This is a genomic window from Streptomyces endophyticus (assembly GCF_035798155.1).
Lineage (GTDB): Bacteria > Actinomycetota > Actinomycetes > Streptomycetales > Streptomycetaceae > Streptomyces > Streptomyces endophyticus.
In genome coordinates this window covers 82,424-96,899 of sequence record NZ_JAOZYC010000164.1, presented here as the reverse complement: position 1 = coordinate 96,899, position 14,476 = coordinate 82,424, and the positions used below count along the sequence as shown (strand labels likewise).

Below are 14,476 nucleotides of genomic sequence, written 5' to 3'. Positions count from 1 at the left end.
GGGTAGGTGAGTTCCGATCGGTGAAGGGGAGTCACGTGTCCGGCGGGCCCGGTCACGTGACTCCCCGGTCTCTACAGGGCCGCCGCGACCTCGGTGCCCTGCTTGATGGCGCGCTTGGCGTCCAGCTCGGCCGCGAGGTCGGCGCCGCCGATCAGGTGCGGGGTGCGACCGGCGGTCACCAGGTCGTCGAACAGCGTGCGCTGGGGCTCCTGGCCCGCGCACAGGACGACGGTGTCGACGGGGATGAGGGTCTGCTCGCCCTCGACGGTGATGTGCAGGCCCGCGTCGTCGATCAGGTCGTACGTGGCGCCCGCGACCATGGTGACTCCGCGGTGGCGCAGTTCGGTGCGGTGGATCCAGCCGGTCGTCTTGCCGAGGCCCGCGCCGACTTTGGTGGCCTTGCGCTGGACGAGGTGCACCTGGCGGGGCGGGGTGGGGCGCTCGGGCCTGGTGAGGCCGCCGCGGTCGCCGTAGTCCATGTCGACGCCCCACTGCCGGAAGTACGTGGCCGGGTCGAGGCTGGCCTTCTCGCCGCCGTCGGTGAGGTACTCGGCGACGTCGAAGCCGATGCCGCCGGCGCCGATGATCGCGACGCGGTCGCCGACGGGCGCGCCGCCGCGCAGGACGTCGAGGTAGCCGACGACCTTCGGGTGGTCGACGCCGTCGATGGCGGGGGTGCGCGGGGCGACGCCGGTGGCGACGACGACCTCGTCGTAGGAGTCGAGGTCGCCCGCGGCGACGCGGGTCTCCAACTTGACCTTCACGTCGTGCAGTTCGAGCTGCGTGCGGAAGTAGCGCAGCGTCTCGTCGAACTCCTCCTTGCCGGGGACCCGGCGGGCGACGTTGAGCTGCCCGCCGATCTCGGCGGCGGCGTCGAACAGGGTCACCTCGTGGCCGCGCTCGGCGGCGCTCACGGCGCAGGCGAGTCCGGCGGGGCCCGCGCCGACGACGGCGACGCGCTTGCGGATCCGGGTCGGCGAGAGGACCAGCTCGGTCTCGTGGCAGGCGCGCGGGTTCACCAGGCAGGAGGTGATCTGGAGGCTGAAGATGTGGTCGAGGCAGGCCTGGTTGCAGCCGATGCAGGTGTTGATGGCGTCGGAGCGGTCGGCGGCGGCCTTGTTCACGAACTCCGGGTCGGCGAGCATCGGGCGCGCCATGGAGACCATGTCGGCGGCGCCGTCGGCGAGCAACTCCTCGGCGAGTTCCGGGGTGTTGATGCGGTTGGTGGTCACCAGCGGGACGTTCACCTCGCCCATGACCTTCTTGGTGACGAAGGTGTACGCGCCGCGCGGCACGGACGTGGCGATGGTGGGGATGCGGGCCTCGTGCCAGCCGATGCCGGTGTTGATGATGGTGGCTCCGGCCGCCTCGATCTCCTTGGCGAGGTGCACGACCTCGTCGAGGGTCGAGCCGCCGGGGATCAGGTCCAGCATGGACAGGCGGTAGATGAGGATGAAGTCGGGGCCGACCCGCTCGCGCACGCGCCGCACGATCTCTACGGCGAACCGGATCCGGTTCTCGTACGAACCGCCCCAGCGGTCCTCGCGGTGGTTGGTGGCGGAGACGATGAACTCGTTGATGAGGTAGCCCTCGGAGCCCATCACCTCGACGCCGTCGTAGCCGGCGGACTTGGCGAGCTCGGCGGCGCGCGCGTAGTCCTCGATGGTCCGCTCGACCTCTTCGTCGGTGAGGGCGCGCGGGACGTGGGCGCTGATCGGCGCCTGCACGGCGCTCGGCGCGACGAGGCCCGCGTGGTGCGCGTACCGGCCGAAGTGCAGGATCTGCATGGCGATCTTGCCGCCCGCCGCGTGCACGGCGTCGGTGACCTCGCGGTGCTGCGCGGCCTCCGCCTCGTCCGTCATCTTGGCGCCGCCGTCGAAGGTGCAGCCCTCGGCGTTGGGCGCGATGCCGCCGGTGACCATGAGGCCCACGCCGCCGCGGGCGCGGGTCGCGTAGAACTCGGCCATGCGCGCGAACCCGTTCGGCGCCTCCTCCAGGCCCACGTGCATCGAGCCCATGAGGACGCGGTTGGGGAGCGTCGTGAAACCGAGGTCGAGCGGGGCGAGCAGGTGCGGATAGCGGCTCATGGGGCCCTCCGTGAGCGGTGAACGGTCGAAACAGTTGTAGAGGACACCGCAGGGGTTTTGCAACAAGTTGCATAAGAGATACGCGCCACGTCCGACCGCCTCCGGGCGTGCGGGGTTGTAGAGTGCAACGAGTATCCCGAAAGGAACCGCCGTGGCACAGCCAGATCACGCGGCCGACCGCGAGGCAGCCGTGGAGACCATTCAGCGCGAGCTGACCTCGTTCGCCCGGCGCGCGCGGGCCACCGCCGCGCGGATGCACCCGGAGCTCTCGCTCGTCTCGTACTCGCTGCTCGCCCACCTCGACGAGCGGGGCGGCTGCCGCGCCACGGACCTGGCGGCACACTATGCCCTCGACAAGTCGACGGTCAGCCGCCAGGTGGCCGCCCTGCAGCGGGCAGGACTCGTGATCCGCCGCGTCGACCCCGACGACCACCGGGTGCAGGTCCTGCATCCGACCGAGGCCGGGGCCGACGTCCTGCGCCAGGTGACCGTCAACCGCCGCCAGATCTTCGGCGACCGCCTGGCGGACTGGCCGGAGGAGGACCTGGAGCGGTTCGCCGACTACCTGGTGCGCTACAACCACGCGTCCCAGGAGGAGCCCGGCTCGTAGGCCACCACGCCTCAGCGCGGCGCGCGCACCGTCCGGAAGCGGGTCGTGTTGCGCAGGTGGAAGCCCAGGGACTCGTACAGGCGGATCGCGTTCTTGTTGCCCGCGCCGGTGTGCAGGAACGGGGTCTCGCCGCGCTCCTGGACGACGGCCGCGACGGCCTTCACCAGGCGGCCCGCGAGGCCCTTGCCCCGGTGGTCCGGGTCGGTGCACACCGCGCTGATCTCGGTGTATCCGGGCAGGTGCAGACGCTCCCCCGCCATCGCGACGAGCGCGCCGCCGTGGCGTATCCCCAGGTACGTGCCGAGTTCGACGGTGCGGGGCGTGAACGGGCCCGGCTGGGTGCGGGCCACCAGGTCGAGCATCTCCGGCACGTCGTCGTCGCTGAGCAGGACGGCCTCCGGGTCGGGAGTCGCGTCCACCGCGTCACCGACCATGCGCACGCCCGCGACATCCATCGTCGTCTCCCAGCCGTCCGGCAGCTCGATGTCGGTGCCGAGCAGCGGCAGGGTTCCGTCGGGGGCGGCGAAGGCGGCGAGGTCCGCCCAGTCCGAGGGCCCCGGGTCAGGGGGCAGCGCGGTCCACGGCGTGACGGCGGTGGGATAGCGCAGGGCCCGGCCGCTCCGCTCGGCGAAGTGCGCGTGCGGGCCGGTGAGCGCGGCGTACGCGGGGTGGTCGAGGGGGTCGAACCCGCCGTCGGTGTGCGGGGCGGGACCCGTGGTGCCCTCGTGCGCTGCGTACGTCTGCGTCTGCGTCATCCGTCGGAACCTTCGAACCTTCTCCTGTGCCACTGCCGCCCCATCCGTCAGGGACAGCCACAGGATCAGAACCGTCGGTGCGGCCGAGGCATTCCCCCGCCCCCCATTGTCGACGCGCGACCACGCTTGGCATCCTGGCGCGATGCCGTTCACGTCACTGACCGATCACGTCGAGTCCCTGCTGGCCGGAGCCGCCGAGGAGCCGCTGCCGATCGTCGCGGCGGGCGACCCGGTCCTGCGCCGCCCCGCCGAGCCCGTCGACGGACAGCTCCCGGACGAGCTGCTCGCCCGGCTGATCGCCGCGATGCGGGTCACGATGCATGCCGCGCCCGGCGTGGGCCTGGCCGCGCCGCAGATCGGGGTGCCGCTGCGGCTCGCCGTCATCGAGGACGCGGCGGCCGTGAGCGAGGAGCTACGGGCGGCGCGGGGGCGGGTGCCGCAGCCGTTCCGGGTGCTGGTCAATCCGTCGTACGAGGGTGTGGGCGAGCGCCAAGTGGGGCTCTACGAAGGGTGCTTGAGCGTGCCGGGCTACCAGGCCGTGGTCGCCAGGCACGAGCGCGTGCGGCTGCGCGCCCTCGACGGGCAAGGGCTCGCGGTGGACGAGGAGTTCACGGGCTGGCCCGCGCGGATCGTGCAGCACGAGACGGACCATCTGAACGGCACGCTCTATCTCGACCGGGCCGAACTGCGGTCCCTGTCGTCGACGCAGAGCAGTGTCAGGGTGAGGCGCTGGGCACAACCGACACCCCAACTCGCTTCCCAGGAGCTGGGGTTCACGCTTCCGTCGTCCGACTGACCGTCAGGACGTCTTCGGCATCTCGCCCTTGGCCGCCGTCACGTCGATGACGGAGAACGCGGCGCCCTGCGGGTCCCCGACCGCCGCGAACCGGCCGAAGGGGGTGTCGAAGGGCCCGAAGTGCAGCTTGCCGCCCAGGCGTTGGACGGTGGAGACGGCCGCGTCGCAGTCCTCGACGACGAAGTACACATTGACGTACGACGGCACGTGGGGCGGGAAGTCGTCCGTCATCAGCATGCGGCCCATGGTCGGCTCGCCGTTCAGCTCCCAGACGTTGAAGTCGACCTGGTCGTCCTCCATCTTCTTCACGTCGTAGCCGAAGACGGCCGGGAAGAAGGAGTCGGTCCGCGCGGCGTTGCGGGTGTTGACCTCGGCCCAGCAGAACGCGCCGGGCTCGTTGACCTTCTCGAAGCCCTGGTGGGTGTCGGGCTGCCAGACGCTGAAGACGACCCCCGCGGGGTCCTGGGCGGTGATCATCGTGCCGAACGAGGCGACCTGCATCGGGTCCATCATGAGGCTGCCGCCCGCGTCCTTGATCCGCTCGGCGACCGACGCGATGTCCGCGGTGGCGAGGTACAGGTTCCAGGCGGGGTGCACGCCCTCCGCGCCGGGCATCTGCGGCACGAGCGCCGCCACGTGCTTGCCGTCGGGCGTCCTGGCCTGCGTGTAGTTGCCGAACTCGGCGCTGCCCTCGTCGTAGGTCCAGCCGAACAGCTCCGCGTAGAAGCTCTTCGCGGCCTCCAGGTCGGGGAACATGGCGTCGGCCCAGACCGGCGCGCCTTCAGGACGAGCTGACATGACGCGACACCCTTCCGTCGGTCGCCGGGCACGACGCGGCCCGGCAGGTACGGGACCACGCTAGGCGCGGCGGGCGCGCGGCGCGATCCGGCGGCCCCCAACCGGCAGGCTCGGCTCCGCGGCGCTCCTGCCGAGCCCCGTCAGCGGCGCGTGGCCACGACCAGCCTGCACCGCGGGCTGCCGTCCGGCCGCTCGCCGAGCTCGGGCAGCGCGTACAGCGCCACATCGAATCCGGCGCGGTCCAACCCCCGCCGTACGTCGCCGAGCCGGAACGGCCGGTAGTACATGACGAACGGGGGCCGCCACACCGCGTTGCGCACCCGCATCGCCCCGTCGAAGCCGAGCATCGCCCAGTAGCCCACCGATCCGGGCCCCGCGGGCGCGGGCAGCGGGAACGCGAACTGCCCGCCGGGGCGCAGTACTTGGCACACCTCGGAGAACAGTCGCGGCCACTCGCGGGGCAGGAAGTGCCCGAACGCCCCGAAGCTCACCACCAGGTCGAAGACCTCGCCGAAGGGCAGCGCGAGCGCGTCCGCGCGGACGCGGTCGGCCGTCGGCTCATCGCGCCCCGCGACGTCCAGCATGCCGCCGCTGAAGTCCACGCCCACGGCACGGCCGACCCCCGCCTCGCGCAGTACGCGCAGGCCGGCGCCGGTGCCGCAGCACAGGTCGAGCCCTGTGTCGTACGGGCCGAGCCCGGCGAGCGCGCCGCCCACCGCGTCCAGCACGACATCCGGGGTGCGGAACGGTGTGTGGTCGAATTTCGGCGCCAGCAGGTCGTACCCCCGCTCGACCGATGACAGTGCCTGAACGGCCAGCTCGCGGAGGGTGGGGCCCTGATCGGTGAACATGGCGGATCAGCATAGGGCGCCACGGCTCCGAAGTCGGGGCTTGCCGCGCGGCGGGGTTCGGGTGGTACGGTCAAGGCGGTACATGTGCTCGCCCACTTTGAGGCGCCGGTACCGAATCTCCTTCTTCATCTCTTTCCTCCGCGCTCCTGGATCGACGGTTCCCCGTCACCGAACAGCGCACGTCATCCCTGGTCAGCGGCTTCTGGCGGGCTCTTCACCCGTCGCCGTACCCACCAGGTTCTCCCCGGCCGCGGGGCGCGCTCAGCCGCCCCTGCCACTCGCCGGATCCCACCCCTTCCCTGCCCTTGTACGCCTGCCGCGTCCGCGGCTCGGCCCGCGAAAGGACCTGTGATCGCCATGACCACGGCCACCACCACGAGCACCACCCCCGCACCACCCCAAGAACCCGTCCGCACCGCCGGCGTCCTCGACATCGGCGGGAACGGGACCGGTTTCCTGCGGGCGGCCGACCTGGAGCCCACGTCGCACGACGTCCAGGTCCCCGCCCACCTCATCCGCCAACTCGGCCTGCGCAAGGGCGACTTCGTCGAGGGTACGTGCGGCAGGCCGCGCAGCCTCGCACACGTCGATACCGTCGGCGGCGCCCCCGCGGACGCGACCCGCCGCCGCCCGCACTTCGCCGACCTCACCCCGCTCCACCCCAGCGAGCGGTTCCGTCTCGAACACCCGGCGGCGGGGCTCGCCGGACGGGTCGTCGACCTGTTCACGCCCATCGGCAAGGGCCAGCGCGGCCTGATCGTCGCCCCGCCGAAGACCGGCAAGACGGTGCTGCTCCAGCAGCTCGCCGCCGCGTTCGCCGCGAACCACCCCGAGGTCCACCTCATGGTGGTGCTCGTCGACGAGCGCCCCGAGGAGGTCACCGACATGCGCCGCTCCGTGCACGGCGAGGTGTACGCCTCGACGTTCGACCGCCCGGCGAAGGCGCACATCGCGCTCGCCGAACTCGCCGTGGAGCGCGCCAAGCGCCTCACCGAACAGGGCCGCGACGTGGTGATCCTCCTGGACTCCCTCACTCGGCTGTGCCGGGCGCACAACAACGCCGCCTCCACCAGCGGCCGCACCCTGTCGGGCGGTGTCGACGCGGCCGCCCTGCACGGCCCGAAGCGCTTCTTCGGCGCGGCCCGCGCCACCGAGGAGGCCGGTTCGCTGACGATCCTCGCGACCACCCTCGTCGACACCGGATCCCGCGCCGACGACTACTACTTCGAGGAGCTCAAGAGCACCGGCAACATGGAGCTGCGCCTGGACCGCACGCTGGCGCAGCGCCGCGTGCACCCGGCCGTCGAACTCATCCCCTCCGGCACCCGCCGCGAGGAACTCCTGCTCCCCGCAGCCGAGTTGTCCGTCGCCCGCGGCCTGCGGCGCGCCCTGCAGAGCCGGGACCCGGCCGCCTCCTACGAGGCCCTGCTCGACAAGCTGCGCGAGACCCCGGACAACGCCACGTTCCTGCGCCAGGCCCGGTCCACGGTGCCCGCAGCCTGACCCCGCCCCCGAATGCGTAATACTCGACATATGAACGCGAGCATTACGCGCCGTGGAAGGGGTCCCTCGATCGCCATCCGGCGGGCCACCGCCCAGGACGCCCGGCGCCTCACCCGTCTCGTGCGCGGCTCCAGCGCCTACCGGGACCCCTACGCCTCCATGGTCGCGGGCTACCGGGTGGGCCCCGACTACGTAGAGGCGCACCACGTCTACGTAGCCGTGGATCAGGCCGACGAGCGGGTGCTCGGCTTCTACGCGCTGCTCACCGAGCCGCCGGAGCTGGACCTGATGTTCGTCGCGGACGAGGCGCAGGGCCGGGGCATCGGGCGGCTGCTCGTCGACCACATGCGGGCGCAGGCCCTGGCAGCGGGCCTCGACCATGTCCGCGTCGTCGCGCACCCGCCCGCCGAGGGCTTCTACCGCGGCATGGGCGCGCACCGCACCGGAACGGTGCCCGCGCGCCCGCCGGCCGTCGCCTGGGACCGACCCGAACTCGAATTCCCCATTCCCCCGGCCGTCTGAGGGGTTCCGCCCTTGCCCGGTACGGCGCACACTCGTGGGCGTCGGAATGCGGCAAGGAGGCCACATTGGGCAGCAGTCAGGCACGCGCCGAGGCGTTCGACGTGATCGTGGAGATCCCGCAGGGCTCACGGAACAAGTACGAGATGGACCACGATCTCGGCCGGATCCGGCTCGACCGGATGCTGTTCACGTCGACGCAGTACCCCGCGGACTACGGCTACGTCGAGGGCACGCTCGGCGGTGACGGCGATCCGCTGGACGCGCTCGTCCTGACCGGCGACGCGACGTTCCCCGGCTGCGTCATCGAGTGCCGGGCGATCGGCATGTTCGTGATGAGCGACGAGAAGGGCCCGGACGAGAAGGTCCTGTGCGTCCCCGCGCACGATCCACGGCACGACGCGGTCCGCGACATCGAGGACATCGCCGAGTTCGACCGCCTGGAGATCACCCACTTCTTCGAGGTCTACAAGGAACTGGAACCCGGAAAGTCGGTGGACGGCTCCCACTGGGAGGGCCGGGAGAAGGCGTACGAGGAGATCCAACGGGCCCGTGAGCGGGCTTTGGGGTAGGTAGTAGGGTGGTCGGGCCGTGGTGCTCGGGAAGACCGGTGACGGCCCCTCAGGGGCCCATTCCGGAGCGGCCCTCGCCACTGTGATCGGGTTTCGGACAGCGCCGTCCGGAGCGCGCCGTTCCACCCTGTACGCCACTGGCGGCCGCCGGCCGCTGGGAAGGCCGGAGCGGCGGGCGCGCCCGTAAGCCAGGAGACCGGCCGCGGCATCTCACGAAGTGATCCACGAGGTGCTGGAGCGTGATCGACGCATGACCCTGCCCGGGAACTCCCAGAATTCCCCTGCCCTGAACTCCCCTCCCCCTGCTTTCCGTTGGCGCCGCGAGGACACGCTGCGCACGGCCGGCCTGATCGCGGTGATCGCCGCGCTGCACGTCGTCGCGTTCGGCGTGCTCTTCCTGCTCGTCGTCCCCGAGCACTATGAAGTCGACAACAAGGCCTTCGGTATCGGCCTCGGCATCACGGCGTACACGCTCGGCATGCGGCACGCCTTCGACGCCGACCACATCGCCGCCATCGACAACACCACCCGCAAGCTGATGGCGGACGGCAAGCGGCCCCTCTCGGTGGGCTTCTGGTTCGCACTCGGCCACTCCAGCGTGGTGGTCGCGATGGCGGCGCTCGTCGCGGGCGGCGCGGCGCTCGCCGGCACCCTGATGAACGACGGCTCCCGCACCCACCAGGTGCTCGGCGTCGTCGGCACGACCGTCTCCGGTACGTTCCTGTACCTCATCGCGGCGCTCAACCTCGTGGCCCTGATGGGCATCCTGAAGGTCTTCAAGGCGATGCGCGCGGGCTCCTACGACGAGCGCAAGCTCGAGGAGCACCTGGACTCCCGCGGGTTCATGAACCGGATCCTCGGCCGCTTCACCAAGTCCATCACCCGCCCGGGGCAGATGTTCCCGCTGGGCTTCCTCTTCGGTCTCGGCTTCGACACCGCGACCGAGGTCACGCTGATGGTCATGGCGGGCAGCGGCGCCGCCGCGGGCCTGCCGTGGTACGCGATCCTGTGCCTGCCGCTGCTGTTCGCCGCGGGCATGAGCCTGTTCGACACGCTCGACGGCACGTTCATGAACTTCGCCTACCAGTGGGCGTTCTCCAACCCGGTGCGCAAGGTGTTCTACAACCTCACCATCACCGGTCTGTCGATCGCGGTCGCGTTCTTCATCGGCACGATCGAACTCGTCGGCGTCCTGCACGACAAGCTCGACCTGAGCGACGCCGCCACCGGCTGGATCGCCGGTCTCGACCTCGACAACGTCGGGTACGTGATCGTGGGCCTGTTCGTGGCCGTCTGGGCGGCGGCGATCGCCTACTGGCGGCTTGCGAGGGTCGAGCAACGGTGGTCGGCGCGGGTCGCCGACGGCGCGTAAATCGGTTGCCGGGGCGCGCGGCCGACTGCTGCACTGAGCTCCATGCGGCAGTAGGCCGCGCGCCCCGACCGTGAGGACCGATCCATGCGCACTGCAGACATGTTCCTTCAGAAGGCCCCTGCCCTCTCCCCCAAGGACATGACTGCCAGTGCACACATTGAATCTGGGCATTCTCGCGCACGTCGACGCCGGTAAGACCAGCCTGACCGAGCGGCTCCTGCACACCGCAGGGGTGATCGACGAGCTCGGCCGGGTCGACGACGGAAGCACCCGCACCGACTCCCTCGACCTGGAGCGCCGACGCGGCATCACCATCAAGTCGGCCGTGGCGTCGTTCCCGCTCGGCGACACGAGCGTCAACCTCGTGGACACGCCTGGCCACCCCGACTTCATCGCCGAGGTCGAGCGGGTGCTCGGGGTGCTCGACGGGGCGGTGCTCGTCGTCTCTGCCGTGGAGGGCGTGCAGGCGCAGACCCGCGTCCTGATGCGGACGCTGCGCCGACTGCGCATCCCCACCGTGGTGTTCGTGAACAAGGTCGACCGCGCGGGCGCCCGCGAGGCCTCACTCCTCGACGACCTGCGGCGCAAACTCGCGCCCGCCATGGTCCCGATGAACACGGTGACGCGCGGCCTCGGCGGCCGGGACGCGCTCTGTGTCCCCTACGCCGCCCAGGACGCCGCCCATCGCGCCCGCCTGGTCGACGTGCTCTCCGCCCGCGACGACGCGCTGTTGGAGGCGTACGTCAAGGACGAGGAGTCGGTCACGTACGGCTGGCTGCGCGACGCGCTCGCCGAGCGGACGGCGCGCACCGAGGCGCATCCCGTGTACTTCGGCTCGGCGATGACCGGGGCGGGGGTCGACGCCCTCGTGGACGGCGTCACGCGGCTGCTGCCTCCCGCCGAGGAACTGCCCCAACTACCGCTGTCCGCCCGCGTGTTCAAGGTGGAGCGCGGCCCGGCCGGCGAGAAGATCACGTATGCCCGCGTGTTCACCGGGGCGCTGCGGGTGCGCGAGCGGATCGCGCTGCCCGGTGGCGGGGAGGACCGGGTGACGTCGGTGCGCGTCTTCGCGGACGGGGCGGACACACCGCGTACGGAAGCGGGTCCCGGACAGGTGGCCCGCCTGTGGGGGCTCGGCGGGGTACGCGTCGGGGACGACCTCGGCGAGCCCCAGGTGCCCGTCAAGGAGCACCACTTCGCGCCGCCGACCCTGGAGACCGTCGTCGACCCGGACCGGCCGGGGCTGCGCGGCGCCCTGCTCGCCGCGCTCACCCAGCTCGCCGAGCAGGACCCGCTGATCGGCCTGCGGCAGGACGACATCCGCCAGGAGGTCTTCCTGTCGCTCTACGGCGAGGTGCAGAAGGAGGTCGTGCAGGCCACGCTCGCCGAGGAGTTCGGGCTCGCCGTGACGTTCCGGGAGTCGACGCCGCTGTGCGTCGAGCGACCGACGGGCTCCGGTGCGGCGGCCGAGGCCATGAAGGACGAAGGCAACCCGTTCCTGGCGACCATCGGCCTGCGGATCGACCCGGCGCCCATCGGCTCGGGCATCGCGTTCCGGCTCGGCATCGAGCTCGGCTCCCTCCCCCTGGCCTTCATCAAGGCCATCGAGGAGACCGTGCACGGGACGCTGCGCCAGGGACTGCTCGGCTGGCAGGTCACCGACTGCACGGTGACGCTGACCCGCTCCGGCTACGCCCCGCGGCAGAGCCACGCGCACGCCGTCTTCGACAAGTCGATGTCGAGCACGGCGGGCGACTTCCGCGGGCTGACCCCGCTGGTCCTGATGAGCGCACTCGCGCGCGCGGGCACGGCGGTCTGCGAGCCGATGCACGGCTTCCGCCTGGACATCCCGGCCGATCTGTACGGGGCGGTACTGCCGGTGCTCACCCGGCTGCGGGCCGTGCCGACGGGGCAGCGCACGGACGGCGGGGCGTGGACCACGGTCGACGGGCTGATCCCCGCGGCACAAGTACGCGCCCTGGAGCGGCAACTGCCGTCCCTCACCCGGGGCGAGGGCGTCCTGGAGGCCTCCTTCGACCACTACGCCCCGGTCCGCGAGGACACGCCGCGCCGCTCCCGCACGGACCACGACCCGCTGCACCGCAAGGAGTACCTGCTCCGGGTCGTACGCGGGGCGGGGGCGCGCACGGCGTGAAGGTTGTGGGTCGATCCGGGGACGGTTGAATCCGGGCCGTTCGGCCCTCCGTAAGGGCCCCTTGGCCCCATCCGCCGCGGGGCCGCGCCCTGAGATGCTGCGGTATCGAGCCTCCCGTGCCCTCGCCCTCCCGCCGCGGCGCACGGTCGAGGCCGAGGACGGGCCCGCCGTTCGCAGAAGGGGGAGCCGCGAATGGCGGGCCCGTCCGTGCCTCCGCCCGGGACGGGCCACCCTGGTCTCGCACACGCGTCCGCCGCGCCGTTGTGGCAACTCGCGCGCAAAACGGCCCAATCGGAGCGATAAAGTAGCTCGTCAACCCACCCGTGCCCGATCACCCAGGAGTGCTTTCGTGTCCGTTGCCATCGACTCGTCCGACGCCGCCACCCCGTCCGGCGACGCCGCCCCCGCGGAGCCCGTGCCCGCGCCGGCCGTCGCGCCGGACGACAGCGCCGCCGCACCCGCGAACGAGGAGACGGCCGAGCCCGGGGACACCGCGAACATGTGGACCCCGCCGACCACCGACACCCCGGAAGCCGCCGCCCCGGCCCCCGAAAGCGCGTCCGACAGCTTCTGGACGCCGCCCACGGAGGTTCCCTTCGCGGAGAGCTCCGTGGCCGACGACGAGGCGGCGGCCGACGACGACCCCGCCCCCGGCGACGTACCGGAGGCCGTCACCCGCGACGCCCACGAGTTCGGCGTCTACGCCCGCACCGGGGGCTGGACCTTCGCCCTGAAGGTGGCCCGCAGCGTGCGGCCCGGCGGGCAGCCCGCAGGGGAGTCCGCCAAGGTCTCCGCCCGGAAGTTCGCTGAACTCGCCGGCTGCTCCCCCGACCGCGTCATGCGGTTCTACAAGGCGTGGGACAGCGCGGCGGACGACGGCCTGGTCCCCCAGTTCGAGGCCCTCACGCCCGGTACGGACGTCGAACTCCCGGACGCCGACGTCTGGTTGTCGTACTACGTGTCGCGCAACAGCGCGACCTCGGTGCGCGGCCAGGCGATCACCGAGGCCGCCGAGGCCGAGGGCATCCGCCCGACGAAGGCCCTGGAGGTCGCGGAGAACCCGACCGCACTGCGGGCCGCGATCCTCGCCGACCCCGGCACCGCGGAGGCCGCCCGCAAGGCGCTGATGGACCGCCTCGACGAGGACCCGGTGCTGCGCACGGGCATGGCCCGCGACATCGTGCGCACGGACGACCTGAAGAAGGCCGTCGCCGAGGAGACCAAGACCGGCGGCCAGCTGGAGTACGTGCGCAGGATCGCGGAGGAGGGACAGGTCAAGACCCCCGCGGGCCAGAAGATCGAGGCCTCGCCCGCGCTGCGCGAGGAGGCCGAGCGGCACCTGTCCCTCATCGACGAGCTGGACGAGGACGAGGAGGCGGGCGAGTGGGCCCGCGAGGCGTACGACACCGTGCGCACGCTCGTCGCCGAGACCGTCGAGAAGGATCCCGAGCTGCGGGTGCAGGAGCGGCGCGCGAAGTTCTACAGCAGTCTGCAGAAGGCCACGAAGGCGTTCGAGGAGCTGACGTTCGACGACGTCGCCGCCGAGGAGATCGACGACATCGTGGAGGACGACATGCTGCAGCGCCTTGAGGAGCTGCAGTCGGCGATCACCATGTGCATCACGGCACTGCAGTCGGCGCAGAAGAAGGACTGACTCCGGTCGGTCCCGTCGATGCCGCCGCGGCACGGTCCGCGGTGGCATCGTGTGGCCATGGCACAAACCCCACATACCCCCAGGCCCACGGGCCGCCCGGCCCACCAGAACGTGACGTTCGACAGCCACGGCAGCACGGCGCACGGCTATCTGGCGCTGCCGGCCTCGGGGCACGGACCCGGCGTCATCGTCATCCAGGAGTGGTGGGGCCTGACCGACCACATCGCCGACGTCGCCGACCGCCTCGCCGCGGAGGGCTTCGTGGCGCTCGCCCCCGACCTGTACGGCGGGAACGTGGCGCACGACTCCGAGGAAGCGTTCCGCATGATGCGGGACCTGCCCGTGGAACGCGGCGTCGCACTGCTCTCCGGCGCGGTCGACTGCCTGCTGGCCCTCCCCCAGGTCACCTCCGACACGGTCGGCGCGGTCGGTTTCTGCATGGGCGGCGGCTTCGTCCTGTACCTGGCCGCGGCGGACCAGCGGGTGAGCGCGGCCGTCCCGTTCTACGGCGTGATCCAGGGCGAGGTCCCGGACTTCTCCCGCCTGAAGGCGCAGATCCTGGGCCACTACGGAGAGCGCGACGAGGCGATCCCCCCGGCCACCCTCGACGGCCTGCGCGCCGCGATCAGCTCCCAGTCGGGCGTGACTGCCGACTTCCGCATGTACCCGGCGGACCACGCCTTCTTCAACGACGGCCGCCCGGAGGTGTACGACGCGCGGTCGTCGGCGCGGGCGTGGGCGGCCACGGTCGAATTCCTGAAGGGGACGCTCGCCGCGTAGGCGCTCGTCTCCTCGGTGATTCCG

The 14,476-nt window shown here is 71.8% G+C and carries 13 protein-coding genes and 1 riboswitch; of the genes, 9 read left to right on the top strand and 4 right to left on the bottom strand.

What is annotated here, in order from left to right:
* Window positions 1–71: 71 nt before the first annotated feature.
* The gene (locus OKJ99_RS33250; RefSeq protein WP_326021812.1) at window positions 72–2,087 is read right to left on the bottom strand and encodes an NADPH-dependent 2,4-dienoyl-CoA reductase; all 2,016 of its coding nucleotides are present in this window, start codon (window positions 2,085–2,087) and stop codon (window positions 72–74) included.
* A 151-nt stretch (window positions 2,088–2,238) separates the two neighbouring features.
* Between OKJ99_RS33250 and OKJ99_RS33245 the strand changes: the two genes are divergently transcribed.
* Window positions 2,239–2,697: a MarR family winged helix-turn-helix transcriptional regulator gene (locus OKJ99_RS33245; RefSeq protein WP_326021811.1), complete on the top strand. Its 459-nt coding sequence runs from the start codon at window positions 2,239–2,241 to the stop codon at window positions 2,695–2,697.
* A gap of 11 nt (window positions 2,698–2,708) precedes the next feature.
* On the opposite strand, the gene OKJ99_RS33240 is transcribed toward OKJ99_RS33245, so the two are convergent.
* Window positions 2,709–3,452, bottom strand: a complete 744-nt coding sequence (locus OKJ99_RS33240; protein WP_326021809.1) for a GNAT family N-acetyltransferase — start codon at window positions 3,450–3,452, stop codon at window positions 2,709–2,711.
* A gap of 142 nt (window positions 3,453–3,594) precedes the next feature.
* On the opposite strand from OKJ99_RS33240, the gene def reads away from it, so the two are divergent.
* Window positions 3,595–4,248 (top strand): peptide deformylase, encoded by a 654-nt coding sequence (gene def / locus OKJ99_RS33235; protein WP_326021807.1) that lies wholly within the window; start codon window positions 3,595–3,597, stop codon window positions 4,246–4,248.
* 3 nt (window positions 4,249–4,251) lie between these two features.
* On the opposite strand, the gene OKJ99_RS33230 is transcribed toward def, so the two are convergent.
* A complete protein-coding gene (locus OKJ99_RS33230; protein ID WP_326021805.1) occupies window positions 4,252–5,046 on the bottom strand; it encodes a VOC family protein in 795 nt (264 codons plus the stop codon).
* Between the two features lie 140 nt (window positions 5,047–5,186).
* Entirely contained in the window at window positions 5,187–5,897 is a 711-nt protein-coding gene (locus OKJ99_RS33225; RefSeq protein WP_326021803.1) for a class I SAM-dependent methyltransferase, read from the bottom strand.
* A gap of 357 nt (window positions 5,898–6,254) precedes the next feature.
* Between OKJ99_RS33225 and rho the strand changes: the two genes are divergently transcribed.
* From rho to OKJ99_RS33190, 7 genes are all read left to right on the top strand, one after another.
* Window positions 6,255–7,400 (top strand): transcription termination factor Rho, encoded by a 1,146-nt coding sequence (gene rho / locus OKJ99_RS33220; protein ID WP_326021802.1) that lies wholly within the window; start codon window positions 6,255–6,257, stop codon window positions 7,398–7,400.
* Window positions 7,401–7,430: 30 nt separating this feature from the next.
* A complete protein-coding gene (locus OKJ99_RS33215) occupies window positions 7,431–7,922 on the top strand; it encodes a GNAT family N-acetyltransferase (protein WP_326021801.1) in 492 nt (163 codons plus the stop codon).
* A 65-nt stretch (window positions 7,923–7,987) separates the two neighbouring features.
* Entirely contained in the window at window positions 7,988–8,491 is a 504-nt protein-coding gene (locus OKJ99_RS33210; protein ID WP_326021800.1) for an inorganic diphosphatase, read from the top strand.
* A gap of 3 nt (window positions 8,492–8,494) precedes the next feature.
* Window positions 8,495–8,710: riboswitch (cobalamin riboswitch) on the top strand.
* Between the two features lie 31 nt (window positions 8,711–8,741).
* Window positions 8,742–9,863 carry a Nickel transporter NicT gene (gene nicT, locus OKJ99_RS33205; protein ID WP_326021799.1) on the top strand — a complete coding sequence of 374 codons (1,122 nt, stop codon included), beginning with the start codon at window positions 8,742–8,744 and terminating at the stop codon, window positions 9,861–9,863.
* A 148-nt stretch (window positions 9,864–10,011) separates the two neighbouring features.
* A complete protein-coding gene (locus tag OKJ99_RS33200; RefSeq protein WP_326021797.1) occupies window positions 10,012–12,018 on the top strand; it encodes a translation factor GTPase family protein in 2,007 nt (668 codons plus the stop codon).
* Window positions 12,019–12,367: 349 nt separating this feature from the next.
* Window positions 12,368–13,672: a hypothetical protein gene (locus OKJ99_RS33195; RefSeq protein WP_326021794.1), complete on the top strand. Its 1,305-nt coding sequence runs from the start codon at window positions 12,368–12,370 to the stop codon at window positions 13,670–13,672.
* A 57-nt stretch (window positions 13,673–13,729) separates the two neighbouring features.
* Window positions 13,730–14,452 (top strand): dienelactone hydrolase family protein, encoded by a 723-nt coding sequence (locus tag OKJ99_RS33190; RefSeq protein WP_326021793.1) that lies wholly within the window; start codon window positions 13,730–13,732, stop codon window positions 14,450–14,452.
* Window positions 14,453–14,476: the final 24 nt, after the last annotated feature.

Excerpts from the sequence above, each read along its gene's own strand:
- nicT (WP_326021799.1), top strand. The coding sequence starts at position 8,742 with ATGACCCTGCCCGGGAACTCCCAGAATTCCCCTGCCCTGAACTCCCCT.
- OKJ99_RS33215 (WP_326021801.1), top strand. The coding sequence starts at position 7,431 with ATGAACGCGAGCATTACGCGCCGTGGAAGGGGTCCCTCGATCGCCATC.
- rho (WP_326021802.1), top strand. The coding sequence starts at position 6,255 with ATGACCACGGCCACCACCACGAGCACCACCCCCGCACCACCCCAAGAA.
- def (WP_326021807.1), top strand. The coding sequence starts at position 3,595 with ATGCCGTTCACGTCACTGACCGATCACGTCGAGTCCCTGCTGGCCGGA.
- OKJ99_RS33240 (WP_326021809.1), bottom strand. The coding sequence starts at position 3,452 with ATGACGCAGACGCAGACGTACGCAGCGCACGAGGGCACCACGGGTCCC.
- OKJ99_RS33225 (WP_326021803.1), bottom strand. The coding sequence starts at position 5,897 with ATGTTCACCGATCAGGGCCCCACCCTCCGCGAGCTGGCCGTTCAGGCA.
- OKJ99_RS33230 (WP_326021805.1), bottom strand. The coding sequence starts at position 5,046 with ATGTCAGCTCGTCCTGAAGGCGCGCCGGTCTGGGCCGACGCCATGTTC.
- OKJ99_RS33250 (WP_326021812.1), bottom strand. The coding sequence starts at position 2,087 with ATGAGCCGCTATCCGCACCTGCTCGCCCCGCTCGACCTCGGTTTCACG.
- OKJ99_RS33190 (WP_326021793.1), top strand. The coding sequence starts at position 13,730 with ATGGCACAAACCCCACATACCCCCAGGCCCACGGGCCGCCCGGCCCAC.